At 40.0% G+C, this 14,375-nt stretch carries 15 protein-coding genes; 4 read left to right on the forward strand and 11 right to left on the reverse strand.

What is annotated here, in order from left to right; all coding sequences use genetic code 11:
• Nucleotides 1-80: 80 nt before the first annotated feature.
• Together K0S23_RS10855 and K0S23_RS10860 are read right to left on the reverse strand one after the other, a co-directional pair.
• Complete coding sequence (locus tag K0S23_RS10855) at nt 81-1,481, reverse strand: arginine decarboxylase (protein WP_300357081.1); 1,401 nt, start codon at nt 1,479-1,481, stop codon at nt 81-83.
• Nucleotides 1,482-1,753: 272 nt separating this feature from the next.
• The gene (locus K0S23_RS10860; protein WP_300357084.1) at nt 1,754-2,074 is read right to left on the reverse strand and encodes a phosphoribosylpyrophosphate synthetase; all 321 of its coding nucleotides are present in this window, start codon (nt 2,072-2,074) and stop codon (nt 1,754-1,756) included.
• 147 nt (nt 2,075-2,221) lie between these two features.
• Here K0S23_RS10860 and K0S23_RS10865 point away from each other — a divergent pair, with 147 nt between their 5' ends.
• Nucleotides 2,222-3,097, forward strand: a complete 876-nt coding sequence (locus K0S23_RS10865) for a T9SS type A sorting domain-containing protein (protein ID WP_300357086.1) — start codon at nt 2,222-2,224, stop codon at nt 3,095-3,097.
• A 2-nt stretch (nt 3,098-3,099) separates the two neighbouring features.
• On the opposite strand, the gene K0S23_RS10870 is transcribed toward K0S23_RS10865, so the two are convergent.
• Complete coding sequence (locus tag K0S23_RS10870) at nt 3,100-3,447, reverse strand: ArsC/Spx/MgsR family protein (RefSeq protein ID WP_300357088.1); 348 nt, start codon at nt 3,445-3,447, stop codon at nt 3,100-3,102.
• Nucleotides 3,448-3,550: 103 nt separating this feature from the next.
• Nucleotides 3,551-4,633 (reverse strand): peptide chain release factor 2, encoded by a 1,083-nt coding sequence (gene prfB, locus K0S23_RS10875; protein ID WP_300357090.1) that lies wholly within the window; start codon nt 4,631-4,633, stop codon nt 3,551-3,553.
• A gap of 248 nt (nt 4,634-4,881) precedes the next feature.
• On the opposite strand from prfB, the gene gcvH reads away from it, so the two are divergent.
• The 3 genes from gcvH to K0S23_RS10890 all read left to right on the forward strand — a co-directional run bounded on the left by gcvH (nt 4,882) and on the right by K0S23_RS10890 (nt 6,775).
• Entirely contained in the window at nt 4,882-5,259 is a 378-nt protein-coding gene (gene gcvH, locus K0S23_RS10880) for a glycine cleavage system protein GcvH (protein WP_300357092.1), read from the forward strand.
• 272 nt (nt 5,260-5,531) lie between these two features.
• Complete coding sequence (locus K0S23_RS10885; RefSeq protein ID WP_300357094.1) at nt 5,532-6,092, forward strand: hypothetical protein; 561 nt, start codon at nt 5,532-5,534, stop codon at nt 6,090-6,092.
• Complete coding sequence (locus K0S23_RS10890; RefSeq protein WP_300357095.1) at nt 6,089-6,775, forward strand: energy transducer TonB; 687 nt, start codon at nt 6,089-6,091, stop codon at nt 6,773-6,775. The genes K0S23_RS10885 and K0S23_RS10890 overlap by 4 nt, the downstream gene beginning before the upstream one ends.
• A gap of 99 nt (nt 6,776-6,874) precedes the next feature.
• Here the strand turns inward: K0S23_RS10890 and K0S23_RS10895 are convergent, their stop codons facing one another.
• The 7 genes from K0S23_RS10895 to deoC form a co-directional block, all read right to left on the reverse strand.
• Nucleotides 6,875-7,456: a hypothetical protein gene (locus K0S23_RS10895; protein WP_300357096.1), complete on the reverse strand. Its 582-nt coding sequence runs from the start codon at nt 7,454-7,456 to the stop codon at nt 6,875-6,877.
• Nucleotides 7,457-7,689: 233 nt separating this feature from the next.
• Nucleotides 7,690-8,439, reverse strand: coding sequence for a class I SAM-dependent methyltransferase (locus K0S23_RS10900; RefSeq protein WP_300357098.1), 750 nt, complete (start codon nt 8,437-8,439; stop codon nt 7,690-7,692).
• 84 nt (nt 8,440-8,523) lie between these two features.
• Entirely contained in the window at nt 8,524-10,134 is a 1,611-nt protein-coding gene (locus K0S23_RS10905; protein ID WP_300357101.1) for a hypothetical protein, read from the reverse strand.
• A gap of 156 nt (nt 10,135-10,290) precedes the next feature.
• Nucleotides 10,291-10,725 carry a hypothetical protein gene (locus K0S23_RS10910; protein ID WP_300357103.1) on the reverse strand — a complete coding sequence of 145 codons (435 nt, stop codon included), beginning with the start codon at nt 10,723-10,725 and terminating at the stop codon, nt 10,291-10,293.
• Nucleotides 10,726-10,737: 12 nt separating this feature from the next.
• Nucleotides 10,738-11,619, reverse strand: a complete 882-nt coding sequence (locus K0S23_RS10915; RefSeq protein ID WP_300357106.1) for an aldehyde dehydrogenase family protein — start codon at nt 11,617-11,619, stop codon at nt 10,738-10,740.
• Between the two features lie 119 nt (nt 11,620-11,738).
• Nucleotides 11,739-13,223, reverse strand: coding sequence for an aldehyde dehydrogenase family protein (locus K0S23_RS10920; RefSeq protein WP_300357108.1), 1,485 nt, complete (start codon nt 13,221-13,223; stop codon nt 11,739-11,741).
• Nucleotides 13,224-13,261: 38 nt separating this feature from the next.
• Complete coding sequence (deoC, locus tag K0S23_RS10925; RefSeq protein ID WP_300357110.1) at nt 13,262-14,182, reverse strand: deoxyribose-phosphate aldolase; 921 nt, start codon at nt 14,180-14,182, stop codon at nt 13,262-13,264.
• Nucleotides 14,183-14,375 lie beyond the last annotated feature (193 nt).

The following is a 14,375-nucleotide window of genomic DNA, read 5'->3' on the forward strand; positions in this document are numbered from 1 at the left end:
TAAACCCCAGTCAACTAGGAAATTACAACATTTTGAACTAAAATCCTAGAACTAAAATAACTAATTCGATTTAGCAGGCTTTATGGACGATAACCTAAAATCCGCATAAAGTCATCAGCCGTTTGTTCTTCAGAGAACAGTTCCGATACGATTTTACCATGTTCGTCACGCTGAATAAGCACGTGTTTCGGTTCCGGAATCAGGCAGTGTTTCAGGCCTCCGTAGCCACCGATCGTTTCCTGATATGCGCCAGTATTAAAGAATCCAATATAGAGCGGTTTATTTTTGTCGAACTTCGGAAGATAGATGGCATTCGAGTGTTGTTCCGAATTATAATAGTCATCTGAGTCGCAGGTCAGACCACCAAGAAGTACGCGTTCATAATCGTCATTCCAGCGATTGATTGCCAGCATAATGAAGCGTTGGTTGATTGCCCAGGTATCCGGAAGATTGGTCATGAAAGAACTGTCGATCATATTCCACTTTTCGCGGTCATTTTGCTGTTTTTGGTGCAGTACATTGAAAATTGCACCACCGCTTTCTCCAACGGTAAACGATCCGAATTCAGTATAGATATTCGGTTCCGGAATGTCGTTATCCGAACAAACACGTTTTACCTGCATCAGGATCTCACGTACCATGTATGCATAATCGAAATCAAAAGCCAGGGACTTTTTGATCGGGAAGCCACCGCCGATATTCAATGAATCCAGAGTAGGACACACTTTTTTCAAATCAGAGTAAATTCTCAAACATTTCGTCAGCTCATTCCAGTAATAGGAAGTATCGTTGATACCCGTATTGATGAAAAAGTGAAGCATTTTGATTTGTACCCGCGGATTATCCTGGATAAATGCTTTGTAAAACGGCACGATCTCCCGGTATCTGATTCCTAAACGGGAGGTATAAAACTCAAATTTCGGTTCTTCTTCAGATGCAATCCGGATCCCGATCTTTAATTCGTTTTCACCGGTTGCTGCAATCAAATCATGTATTTCAGCAGTATTATCAACTACAGGAATAATATTCAGGCGTTTATCTTCGATCAGATCTGCTATGTTCTGGATGTACTTGGGAGGTTTGAATCCGTTACAGATCACATAGCTTCCTTCTTTTAGTTTTCCCGCATTCAGAACATTTTTAACAATATCAATATCGAATGCAGAAGAAGTTTCAATATGAACGTCGTTCTTTAAAACCTCATCCAAAACAAAAGAGAAATGAGAACTTTTCGTGCAATAAGAATAATAATAGTTACCGGAATACCCCAGGTTATTCATTGCCTCCCGAAACCAACCCTTGGCCCGCTGAATATTATGAGAAATCTGAGGTAAATAATTGAATTTCAATGGCGTGCCATATTCTTCAATTAATCGCATCAAATCGATACCATGAAACATCAAACGGTCTTCTCTCAAGTGAAACTCATCTTGTGGGAAATCAAATGTCTGATCGATAAGGTCAATGTACTTTGTTCTCATTCGCTACACGTTGCACTCCTCCGCGCCTTCGCTTCAGCGTAAGCGTTACGGAAATCTTTCTTAAAAGTTTTTAAACCAACTAAATTATTCCAGAAATAATTCGGTGCAAATTTAGGGTAAAGATTGGGATGTGGCCTGTAAAAAATCAAAAATAGCGTTGCTTTTCCAATAAGTGTTTCGTGCACTCACTTTTAAAGCCGATTATCAGGCGGTTTTGCTCAATCAGGAATTAATTTTAACATTCAAATTTTTCAGGAATTCTTTGAGAATTTCTAGTCGTGATGCTTTGTAAGATGCTCAACTAATTTTGAGGCCCTGTAACTGGAATACATTCCAAAGGCATTCACCACAATTCCTTTTATATTCTTGTCATTCGCGGAAATAGCATAGACAATCATTTCGTCTCCCGGATCTGTCATCCCTTCAAAGCGATACACTTCATCAATTGTAAAATCTTCCGGTGATAATTGTGTGGCAGTAGATTTGCATACCAGGCAATCTTTATCCGCTTCTATAGACAAATCGGCTGAATATCCGCGTTTTTTTAAATCGTTAACTGCTTCAGTCACTGTTTCATAATTCCGTTGTGTCATAACCTTATCATTTGATTTTTTTAAAGATAATGAAAAAGATTCCTTGACATGCCGGTTAGCGAGCTTAAAGATGCCGCACTCCCTGTATTCTGCGAAAGCAACTGAAACCCGTTATAAAGCGTCTAGACAACAACTAAAGAATAAAACATGAAAAAACTACTACTTAGCGTTTCCCTTACTTTGGGATTCCTCTCTCTTTCGTATGCGCAGTGCAGTGTGGAAGTAAATGACAGCTTATTGAGCACCTACGATTACATTCTGAATGCTGACAATGAAACCGGTACGGGACCTTTTAGCTATTCCTGGACTGTAACGGATGGAAACGGTATTCCGGTTTCTTACACAAGCAGTCCGGGAGGAGATAGTATTACGATAGATGCCGCAACTCTTCAGAACAACTACGGCTGTGTCATTTATCAATTGTGCATGACGGATATGCTCGGATGTACCACCTGCTCTTCTGACACTGCAGCACTTCAAGTACCGTTTCCATGCTATTCACAATTTACCTCATCGATCGTTGGTTCAAACCAGGTTTCCATTACTTTGAGTTCATCATTGCCTCCATTTCTGATCACGAACCAATTTGTCTACTGGACAGACGGAAACGGACAAGGACAGGGAATGCCTTATATGGGACCGGGAACAATTGTTAATTATACACCCGGAGCGTCCAATCCTTCCAATAAATTTTTCTGCTGCGTTATGACAACAACTATAAACGGTGGTTGTCTTTCGTGTGATTCCATTCAGTATACAAACTCAGCATTAGGTATTGATGATTTGGAAAACAAAAGACTTCACATCGCTCCGAATCCGGCTGCATTTGTAACAAGGATCGAAAGTTCCTCAACAATTGAAACAATCCAATTGTACAATTCCGTCGGACAATTCATTAAAGCAAGCTATTTATTGGAAAATAATTCAGCCTGGCTAAGTGTTAATGACTTACCAAAAGGGATTTACCTTGTGGAGGTAACTACTCAATCAGGAACGTTCAAAGAACGAATGATAAAAGATTAAATTTAAGGAAGCAGGTCTTTGATGAGAATCGGAGGCCTGCCAACTATTGCCTGGTTTCCTCTTACCACTATCGGCCGTTCAATAAGGATCGGATATTTCATCATCGTTTGGATCCATTGTTTCCTGGTACGCTTCTTTCCGGCATATTTTTCCAAAAACAGTTCTTCTTTCTGACGAATTATATCCAGGGGTTTTGCCTTCAGCAATTTTAATAATTCATCTAATTCTTCATATGTTGGAGGAACCATCAAATAATCGCGGATTTCAATATCTGCGCCCATCTCCTCCAGGAGACAAAGACCTTCCCTGCTTTTGGAGCAACGGGTATTGTGGTATATGATTGTTTTCATAAAGAGGATTTTAAGATATTAAGACATCAGGATGTTAGGACTTGAATTTGTAGGAAGAGAAAAAATCAAGTCCTAAAATTTTAATATCCTGAAGTCTTGAAGTCTAGTTACCGTACATCATCAAATAAGATTTCAGGAAAGGCAGTAAATCCCCGTCCAATACTTTATCCGGATCATTTACGGTATAATCAGTCCGGTGATCTTTCACTCGGCGGTCGTCCAAAACATAACTTCTGATCTGTGATCCCCATTCGATCTTTTTCTTGCCTGCTTCGATCTGTTCTCTTGATTCGGCACGTTTACGCAATTCTATTTCGTATAGTTGGGAACGAAGCAATTGCATGGCTTTTTCCTTGTTGGCCAACTGCGAACGCGATTCGGAGTTCTCAATAATGATCCCGGAAGGAGCATGTCGCAAGCGGACAGCTGTTTCCACTTTATTTACGTTTTGTCCACCTGCACCTCCCGAACGGAAAGTTTCAAATGTAATATCCGCAGGATTGACATATATTTCAATCGTATCATCCACAGAAGGATAGACATATACCGAAGCAAATGAAGTCATGCGTTTTCCCTGTGAATTGTAAGGGCTTACACGCACCAGGCGGTGAATCCCATTTTCACCTTTCAGGTAACCAAAAGCAAATTCACCTTCAATTTCCAGGGTTACTGTTTTAATACCTGCCACATCACCTTCCTGGAAGTTGAGTTCCTTTACTTTGTACCCACTTTTCTCAGCCCACATGATGTACATGCGCATCAGCATTCCTGCCCAGTCGCAAGCCTCGGTACCACCTGCACCAGCAGTGATCTGGATTACAGCACTCAGGGCATCTTCTTCTCCGGAAAGCATGTTTTTCAACTCCACTTCCTCGATGGTAGTGAGTAAGGACTGGTACGCATCATCGCATTCGGATTCTTCAGCTGCGCCTTCTTTCACAAACTCAATCAATACTTCCAGATCATCCGCCTGAGATTTCAGTCGTGTATATGATTCGATCCAAAACTTCAGTCCACGGATTTCTTTCATTTGAGCTTCAGCCTTTTTCGGATCGTCCCAAAAACCAGGGTCTTGTGTTTTCAATTCACTTTCACGCAATTGCATTTCCTTTTCAGGAATTTTCAAATAGTTTGCAATCGCAGTAATGCGCTGATTAATTTCCTTGAGTTGGTCATTGTTTACCATGTTTCAAAATTAAGAATTCTGAATGAAGAATATAGAGAGGAGAATTGAAAATGTTGAAAGTGAGAATTGGTCTCGAAGAGAAGATGTTGTTTACTAAGCGTAAAGAATCATACTTGCAAGGATAAAGGCGATGAAGAATGTAAAGAAGCTATTCCAAGATTTTTTTCGTCTCTTCATTCCGAATTCTGTATTCTTAATTGAAATAAATTACATTTGCACCGAGAAAAAGACTTTAAACGAATAACAAGATGAATATTCCAGCAAATTTAAAATACACAAAAGACCACGAGTGGGTAAGTGTTGAAGGTGATGTTGCAACAATCGGTATTACTGATTTCGCTCAAGGTGAACTAGGAGATATCGTTTATGTTGAAATTGAAACAGTGGGTGAAACCATGGACCAGGAAGAAGTTTTCGGTTCGGTTGAAGCAGTTAAAACAGTTTCTGATCTATTCATGCCGGTTTCAGGAGAAATCATTGAGTTTAATGCAGGATTGGAGTCAAACCCGGAAGCTGTAAACAAAGATCCTTACGGAGACGGATGGATGATCAAAGTAAAACTGAGCAACCCAAGTGAAGTAGACAGTTTGTTAGATGCAGCTGGATACCAGGCTTTGGTGGGATAATCATTTCCAAATAGTATTAAATAAGAGCCCTGATCTGATATAATTGATCAGGGTTTTTTATTTTCAAAAGCAAAGAGCAGACAACCTGATCTGAAGCGGTCGGGACACTGTTAAATGCTTAACACTTTCATACATGCTTCATACTATATCCATACTTGACCTATACTTGATCCATACTTAACCCGTCTGTGACCATGAAGGTGATTTTTAGGGTATGGTTTTTGACTCTGCTAATTCAACTAATTTATATACTTTAACAAAAATATTATCCGATGAAATTTGCCTTATACATTGCGGGATTTTTGATTTTTCTAAACTCCTGTACCATTATTACCTCTACCAACGCCCCAGGAACACTGGAAAGGACTTTCCCAAAATCAATGCAGGGGACTTATGAATTAATCTATCCTGAAAGTTTCCAGGGAATGATGGAAGGTGCAGAGATGAAAACTATGGTTGAGATCAAGTCGGATGAATTAATTCTGAATAGCGGTCAAGGAGATTCACACATGAAAATCAATGATTCTATTTCAATCACAAAGCATAAAAAGAACTATTATTTATGTATGGGTAAAGCTCCCGTATTGAATGTATTCAAGATCATTAAAAAAGGGAAAGACCTCGAACTTCATTCCATGAATGCAAAAGCGGAGGTTACCGTTGAACAATTAAAGCCCTACTTTTCGGAAGTAAATACCAGCTCAACGCTTGACGAAGAAACCGGTGAACTCACTGAAACCTATGTAGTAACGATCGATGACAAAAAAATTGACAGCTATTACAAGAGTGATATTATTCATAGAGAACCGTTTACGCTGAAACGAGTAAAATGAGAATTGCCTTTATCCTTTTATTTATTCCTTTTACTGCTTTTCTTCAAAAAACCGGCAAGTTAGTTCTGTCGGGAGGAGATCCTGACTATTATGGGTATGATAAAACTGAATTTGCTGTCTATTATAATGAACAAATTCTAGGCAATTTTGACAAAGAAGGATTTTTTGAGTATTCGTCTGAGCAGAAAGGGCCTTTAACGATCAAACATCCAGATTTCCTTCCACTTCATGTCGAAGACTTGAACATTTCAAAAAAAAATTCCGCTCAATCCGTCTTTATAACCATTACACCGGAAGCAGAACAAATAATTCTTGACAAATTCAAAGCTGAACAATCGATCACATGTACCGGTTCAGACAAAAAAGATATTGATGTATTCGCTTTAGATTCAGTTCCTGAATTTCCAGGTGGAAATAATGCCTTGTCGCGGTTTTTAAGTGATCATGCTATCTATCCCCAAGCTGCTGTTGAAAGAGGAATAGTTGGTAAAGTTTATATTCAATTTATTGTGGAGGCTGACGGAAGTATTACTTGTATCAAAGTTGTAAAGGGAGTTGATTATCTGTTGGACCGTGAAGCCTTCAGATGCGTTAAAAAAATGCCAAAATTTAAGCCTGCATACCGAAAAGGAGTTCCTGCTCCATGTACTTTCTCTTTGCCAATTACATTTAATTTAAATTGAGATCATTCTAAAATATATTTGAGAACACGAAATATAGAATATAAAAAAGGGGCTGTCCCTATCTTACAGCCCCGATTTATGTGTTTAATCTGCTACGAATTAAACAACTTCATCAATTTCGTCATCGAGGTAAATAAAGAATGCATATACCTCATCCTTTAATGCCTCAGCCTGTTGTTTCTTTTGCTGTTCTTTAAGCGTTAAAGTTTCTACCAAGGCAACGTCTGCTTTCAAATCGGCAGTGTTTTCTTGTCGAATGTCTTTACGCAACTCTTTTTTAGCTAAACGCAATTCTTTTTTCACCGCATTTCGTTCCGAATTAGCTTCATGAATCGCTACCGACTGGTCCGCGTGCAAATCACACTTATCAATACGCAAGTATTTTTTGTCTCTCTTTAAATCTGCTTTCGCTTTTCGGAGCTCTTTTTTACTCATGTGTGATTCGATCTTTAAACCTGCCTCTTTATTTTTTTTGAATTCAGATTTGTGAAACGCAATACGTTCCCGATCTTTTTCAATACGTGACATGGTAGCTTTCATGTCTTTATACTCTTTACGATTCAAGTACCGGTTTCCTTCGATTGAACCTTTTTCATTTGCGGCAAAAGAAGGCGTTGTCGCTAATAACCCTGCTACCATCATCCCGATCATAAACAGGTTTTTTAATTTCATCTTTTCCATAACTAATTATTTTTCTGGTTCGCATAATCCAAGGCAATGGATGTGCCACGAATAAAAAAAATCGCTGGAATGCAGGTATACCAAGCGATTGGTGCGTTTTATTCAAAATGAAAAAATATGTGAAATTTTTTCAAAATGAAAAAACAGGCTTCGAAATGAAGAACGACAAAGGACCTGAAGGTTTTCCGCCGATGATGAAAAAATATGTGAGTGCTTAACCTCGCTTTATAAGCTTATAAGTCGTTGGTTTGGTTTTCAGGTTTTTTTCCAATACGCATCAATACGGGAAATGTGATATCCACTGTATCAAAGGCAGGAAGTATGGGGAGAATTAAATCAATCGGATTGATCTGGTGTTTATCAACATAATTCTTTACTGCGGACCAGGTTTTCAAATAGCCCAGCAACTGTTCCCGATTCCACGAATGACTGATCTTAAATCCGGGATGATCGATTTCTGTGAACGGGAAAGGAATGGTCTTATAATCTTCATCCACATAACGACGTTCGGGATCCCAATACCCTTCCAACGTTTCCGAGTATAATTTTTCGATTACATGCTGAACTTCCTTATTACCTGTTTGGATATTTCCATAACCCAAAACCACCATTATTCCATTTGGTTTTAAGACCCGATTCGCTTCAGCATAGAATTTCTCAAAGTCGAACCAATGAATGGCTTGTCCGACCGTAATACAATCGACATAATGATCCGGGAAGTTGGTTCCTTCCGCAAGCTGCTGAGAATATTGGATTTTAGGATGAGAAACCGCATTTTTCAATTGATTTTCACTCAAATCGGTTGCCTGCACTTCATTAAACAGCATTACTAATTTTCCAGCAACCTGTCCGGTTCCGGTTGCACAATCCCAAACACGTTCTCTTCCGGTTAAAATTGTTTCCAGGAAATTGAAGACCTCCTCCGGATAAGAAGGACGGAATCGGGCATACTCGCCGGAATTATGTGAGAAGTTGTCTTTCATGCCTGCATTTTACTTTGGAAAGTAGGCAATTTTTCAATTTTCCCCAAAGAAGAGGCTTTTAAAAAAACAGTGTTTAACTAATTTTTAATTTTCCATTGCTGTAAAAGTTACTACAAACCGAAATACCGGCGTCGGATAATTGAGTTCGTGCTGCTGAGAGAACACCTGCTCTCCTTTTTGAATTCTCTTGAATTGCTCTTCATCCGGATAAACATACTTCTGCCAGTCATCAGTTGCTCTGACTTTCCAAATGGGATATTTCCAATGATAATATGCGAGCGCCTGTTCGTAGCTAATTCCCCGGATAAAATCTTCTGATTTCTGATTTTCTATTGGAATGCCCGGAGTAAGTTGAACTAATTCAGGCACAATGAAACGTCTGTATTTTTCGTGACCCCGAACACCTGATCCTTGGCTTAACATATTGACATAATCAAGATTCAAATCCATTCCAATGGGTTCCTTGGTAACACTATCTTTCTCTGATGTATGTAAGAACTCAAAGTTAAGTCCGTCCAAGTTATATCTCTCTCTATTCTCCAACTTCCCAACAATGGTTTTTGATTTGATATCCATTCGATAATACTTGTAAATATCTAATCGGTCGCTGTTACGAACTTCAATTTTCTTAATCTCCTCTTTGTGTTTTTTTAGAATCGAACCATTTTCGGTCAGTGCGAACACTTCTCGATTTGAAGCTCTTTTATCCGAATTGAATTTAACAAACTTCAAGCAACCCTCATCAAAATAAAGTGGTTTTGACTGAATCAATTTTGTTGCCTCTTTTGAATCAGGTAGTTCAGCATATAGCACTTCAGTAATAAAAGAATCCCGAACTGCATGCATAAATAGTTGATAGTCGTGCACTGTGATCTTCCAGTTTGGAGTGTAGTCCTTTGGGGGAACACTGAGAGCACCAGGAGATTTTGCAGTTAATTCACTTACTAGTGGCAAAGTAACCTGGACAAGATAAGGCAAATGTTTTTTATTCAATTCTTGTTGCAGTTGAAGTTCTTTCCAATGACAAAATGCGTTGGCTTGCATCCCAGTTAATCCAACTGCCGGTTGAGTGGGAAGCAGCTGATCATAAACCTGACCTAAGACCGAATATTCATCATTAATAGAAGCCGATTGTGCTGCCCAAAAATCTTGGAATAGGATAACTGGAATATTGGAATGAAAATTTTTCAACTCCCCTTTACTTTTTTGAACAGATTGAATATAGATATATCTTAAATGTCGTTCATCAATATCTTTACGGTGACAGAAACGTTCATTTGGGGGTAAATACAAGAAATAGAGAAATGGCAAGAATTCAGGATCTGCATAACTGAATTTAGTTTTCCAGTTAAGATTATATCTTGATCTGTTTTCATTCCTATCATCCAGATTAAATTTGAAACTTTTCAATTCAGATTTGCTAACATTAATGAACTTCAATGCTATAGCATCGGATTCTACATCATTGTAAATGTGTTCTCTCGCTATTGAATCCCGTACCCAATTTTGAAATTCCAGGTATTCCGCGTTGCTTACGTATGTGGATTTTACACAACTCAGTGCAGCATTCGATAATGATTGAGCAGGGTTGGGATAATTCCGAAAGAGCATGTATTCGTTCTGATAAACAATACCGGAAGTATCTCCAAATACAGTGGTACTTGATACTGCTTGACAAGCTGTATTTGTTTCCATATACTGGCTCTTGGTTCTTGTAGGAACAGGTTGAAAATCTGATCCCAACAACTTTAGGAGTTTTTTTTGTTGCCCATAAGTCAAGGTAACCGAGAACATGAAAAGAAGTAGCGTGAGCTTATTCATAAGTTGATATTTTCCTTATATGTCTGTTTTTCAAAAAGGTCCCCTAAAGAATGATCCTCTTCCTCCTCTTCCCCCTCTAAGCACTCGTGCACCCTGAGTTTTATTTGCTAAAAACATGAAGACCAATCCACCAATCAAAATATAAAATGCGCTGGTGTAGTACGCTCCAAAAATTTCCCGTTCCCAATAGAAATAGAAAACAACAAGGTGCAAAACGGCAATTCCTAAGGTTGGAAAATAAGATATTCGCTGCAGTTTTTTGATTTTCTTCCAGGTATTCTCCCTGGTAATGTCAATTAATTCCTGTTCGTATAAATTTGCCTTTTCGAGTAGGTCCATGGACCTCAATTTATGGAAACAGGCACTGTATCGGCTGTAATAAAAGCTGAAATAGCTAAAATGAATTACTACCCAAATAGCATTGAAACCCAAAACAGCATCTTCTATCTGCTGAGTAATGATCATTTTATCCCGGGTTTAGTAATTGCTTGTCGCCCCACCCACATTCTCAATCGGGTGCCAGGTTGTTTTTAGCTCCTGCAAGTCAGTTATGTAATACGGATTTTCATCTGTTGCTTTGGTAAAATCATTCGCATAAACAAATACACGCTTCACGTTGCAGTCTGCCCCTGTTTCAATGGCCAAAGCATGTTCTTTATTTCCACCGGCGTAAATTACCGCATTCACATCCATGTGGCTGTGGAATTGTTCCACCAGTTCCTTTTCAGTTCCCGTCAGGATATTGACTACCCCGGCTGTTAAATCCGAAGTTGCAAGCACTTCAGCAAAGGTAATAGCACACAAAGGCAAATTCTCCGAAGCCAAAACAATGCAGGTATTTCCTCCCGCAATTACAGGTAAAATAGTTGACACCAAGCCAATCAAGCCGTTTGTTTGTGGAGCGATAATTCCCACAACTCCCATTGGTTCCAAAGCCGAGAAATTGAAATGACTGCTTGCCACCGGATTCACCGAACTGAAAACCTGCTGGTATTTGTCGCACCATCCTGCATAATAAACGCATCGATCAATCGCCAATTCCACTTCCTGCTTCGCTTTTGCTTCTGTACTTCCTTGTTTTACCAATTCTTCCACAAACTGGGTCTTACGGCCTTCCAGCATTTCTGCAATTCGGTATAAGATCTGTCCGCGGTTAAATGCTGTTTTCTCGGACCAGGATCCAAAAGCCTTTCGCGCTGCTACTACTGCATTTCTAAAATCTTTCCGCGATGACAAACACATATTCGCCAAAGGCTGACCTTTCTTATCCAAGGGAGTGTAATACCTTCCGGATTCCGTTCTTGGGAATTGTCCGCCGATGAAGATCTTGTATGTTTTTAGTATTTCCAATCTTGACATAATTTATAGAATCTCGTTTTTCCTCCCTCTTTTATCTCCCTCCGAAGGGAGAGATCCAATCCGCTTCCCCCTTTGGAGGGGGACTGAGGGGGAGGATTTCCCCAATTTATATGCAATAATTATCGTTCTATTTTCAAATAAGCTCCCAATCCCTGTAAACCTCCTTCACGACCAAATCCGCTTTCTTTGTAACCGCCAAAAGGTGAAGTCGGGTCGAATTTATTGTAGGTATTCGCCCAAATAACTCCGGCACGCAATTTCGAGGTCATATTGAAGATGCGGGATCCTTTGTCTGTCCAAACACCGGCTGCCAGTCCATAAGGTGAATTATTTGCTTTTTGAATCACCTCATCGATTGTACGGAATGTTTGAATCGTAAGAACCGGGCCGAAGATTTCCTCCTGGGCAATTCTGCTTGATTGTGCCACATCTGTAAATAATGTCGGTCGAACAAAATATCCTTTTTTTGGAAGCTCACACGAACTTTCGTACATACTTGCTCCTTCGTCTTTACCAATTTTAATATATTTCCGGATTGTCTCCAGTTGTTCTTTGGAATTGATTGCCCCAATATCCGTATTCTTATCAAGCGGGTCGCCGACATACAAAGTATCCAAACGGTCCTTCAATTTCTGAATCACCTCATCTGCAACAGATTCCTGTACGAACAAACGCGAACCTGCGCAACAAACGTGACCCTGGTTAAAGAAAATCCCATTTACGATTCCTTCTACTGCCTGGTCAATCGGTGCATCTTCAAAAATGATATTTGCCGATTTACCACCTAATTCCAAGGTTAATTTCTTTCCGGTTCCGGCAACCGCTTTTTGGATAATCTTTCCGACGTTGGTAGAACCTGTGAAAGCAATTTTATTGATGTCCGGATGATTGACAATTGCCGCACCCGTATCTCCGTAACCTGTGAGGATATTCACTACCCCAGCCGGCAAACCTGATTCGTGAATGATCTCGGCCAAGAGCATGGCTGTGAGCGGTGTTGTTTCTGCCGGTTTTAAAACGACCGTATTTCCTGCTGCCAAAGCCGGGGCAATTTTCCAGGCAGCCATCAGGAGCGGGAAATTCCATGGAATAATTTGTCCGGTAACACCCAAAGCACTTACATTTCTGTTTGGAAATGCGTATTCAAGTTTATCCGCCCAACCTGCATAATAGAAAAAATGATTGCAAGCCAGCGGCACATCCACATCGCGGGACTCACGGATGGTTTTCCCTGCGTCCAAGGTTTCTACCACAGCCAATTCACGGGCTTTTTCCTGCATGAGGCGGGCGATGCGGTAAATGTATTTCCCTCGTTCTTTCGCCGATAATTTGGACCAAACGTTTTCGTATGCTTTGCGGGCAGCTTTCACAGCCTTATCCACATCGCTTTCATCAGCATGTGCTACTTCCGCAAGCACTTTTTCCGTAGCCGGGTTTGTCGTTTGAAAATACTTCCCGGAATTCGGTGCAACAAACTCCCCGTCGATGTACAAATCGTAACGTTCCTTCAGTTTCACATGACCAGTACTTTCCGGACTTGGGCTGTAATCCCATCCACCATTGAAGTCGAAAGCTTCGGTTTTTTTATGTTTATGTTTTGACATATCCTCCCCCTTAGTCCCCCTCCGAAGGGGGAAATAAATTAATCAATAGAAAAATAATCAGCACTTTGATAATGCCCTGTTTCCTGTTTCACCAATTGCATCAGCACATCGTTTGCCAGGGAACTTGCTCCGAAGCGGAACCATTCGTTGTTCAACCACTCGTTCCCAAGGGTTTCTTTCACCATCACCAAATTATGCAGTGCCAATTTTGAAGATGAAATTCCACCGGCAGGTTTCATTCCCACCTTCACTCCCGTTTTACGGTAAAAATCCTTGATCGCGCACAACATGGTATAAGTTACCTGCATGGTTGCAGCGGGCTGAATTTTACCGGTTGATGTTTTAATGAAATCCGCACCTGCATACATGGCAATATCACTTGCCCTGCGCACCTGGTCCAAAGATGCCAATTCACCGGTTTCAAAGATCACTTTCAACCGTGCTTTGCCGCAAGCCTCTTTGATAGCTGCAATTTCATCAAAGACAAAATTGTAATCCCCGGATAAAAATTTACCGCGGGAAATGACCATATCTATTTCATCAGCACCATTATCTACTGCAAATTTAGTGTCAAGCAGCTTGATCTCCATTGTCGACTGTCCGCTGGGAAAAGCCGTAGAAACCGATGCCACTTTAATGCCCGAATTACCCAGTGCCTTTTTGGCTTCCGCAACCATCGTCGGATAAACACAAATTGCAGCCACTGTCGGTAATCCTTCCTGAAGATCATGTAAGTGCTGAGCTTTATAGCAGAGTTGGCGTACTTTTCCGGGTGTATCTTTCCCTTCCAGGGTGGTTAAGTCAATCATATTCAATACAAGTTTCAAGCCCTGAACTTTTGATTCGTTCTTGATACTTCTTGTTTGAAACCTGGCTACCCGTTCTTCCACTCCAACTTTATCAACTGTCGGAGAAAGTTTGAAATCAGGTATATTCTTGAATGTTTTGTTTCTATTCATGTAATATGAATGTGATTTATTCAAAGATACAGATAGGAAATTAACTGGCGATTAAATTTGAGCAAGAAATGGTACTAAAAGGAATTAGCCTACCTACTAAACATATTTTGAATCATACTGCTTTTCTGTTTCACCACAAATGCACAAATTATTAGCTCGGCTACCGCACTCGCTTTTTATGCAAAAGTAAATG

The organism is Fluviicola sp. (genome assembly GCF_029266855.1).
In the GTDB taxonomy this organism is placed as follows: domain Bacteria; phylum Bacteroidota; class Bacteroidia; order Flavobacteriales_D; family Crocinitomicaceae; genus Fluviicola.

Excerpts from the sequence above, each read along its gene's own strand:
- K0S23_RS10855 (WP_300357081.1), bottom strand. The coding sequence starts at position 1,481 with ATGAGAACAAAGTACATTGACCTTATCGATCAGACATTTGATTTCCCA.
- K0S23_RS10860 (WP_300357084.1), bottom strand. The coding sequence starts at position 2,074 with ATGACACAACGGAATTATGAAACAGTGACTGAAGCAGTTAACGATTTA.
- K0S23_RS10865 (WP_300357086.1), top strand. The coding sequence starts at position 2,222 with ATGAAAAAACTACTACTTAGCGTTTCCCTTACTTTGGGATTCCTCTCT.
- K0S23_RS10870 (WP_300357088.1), bottom strand. The coding sequence starts at position 3,447 with ATGAAAACAATCATATACCACAATACCCGTTGCTCCAAAAGCAGGGAA.
- prfB (WP_300357090.1), bottom strand. The coding sequence starts at position 4,633 with ATGGTAAACAATGACCAACTCAAGGAAATTAATCAGCGCATTACTGCG.
- gcvH (WP_300357092.1), top strand. The coding sequence starts at position 4,882 with ATGAATATTCCAGCAAATTTAAAATACACAAAAGACCACGAGTGGGTA.
- K0S23_RS10885 (WP_300357094.1), top strand. The coding sequence starts at position 5,532 with ATGAAATTTGCCTTATACATTGCGGGATTTTTGATTTTTCTAAACTCC.
- K0S23_RS10890 (WP_300357095.1), top strand. The coding sequence starts at position 6,089 with ATGAGAATTGCCTTTATCCTTTTATTTATTCCTTTTACTGCTTTTCTT.
- K0S23_RS10895 (WP_300357096.1), bottom strand. The coding sequence starts at position 7,456 with ATGGAAAAGATGAAATTAAAAAACCTGTTTATGATCGGGATGATGGTA.
- K0S23_RS10900 (WP_300357098.1), bottom strand. The coding sequence starts at position 8,439 with ATGAAAGACAACTTCTCACATAATTCCGGCGAGTATGCCCGATTCCGT.
- K0S23_RS10905 (WP_300357101.1), bottom strand. The coding sequence starts at position 10,134 with ATGGAAACAAATACAGCTTGTCAAGCAGTATCAAGTACCACTGTATTT.
- K0S23_RS10910 (WP_300357103.1), bottom strand. The coding sequence starts at position 10,725 with ATGATCATTACTCAGCAGATAGAAGATGCTGTTTTGGGTTTCAATGCT.
- K0S23_RS10915 (WP_300357106.1), bottom strand. The coding sequence starts at position 11,619 with ATGTCAAGATTGGAAATACTAAAAACATACAAGATCTTCATCGGCGGA.
- K0S23_RS10920 (WP_300357108.1), bottom strand. The coding sequence starts at position 13,223 with ATGTCAAAACATAAACATAAAAAAACCGAAGCTTTCGACTTCAATGGT.
- deoC (WP_300357110.1), bottom strand. The coding sequence starts at position 14,182 with ATGAATAGAAACAAAACATTCAAGAATATACCTGATTTCAAACTTTCT.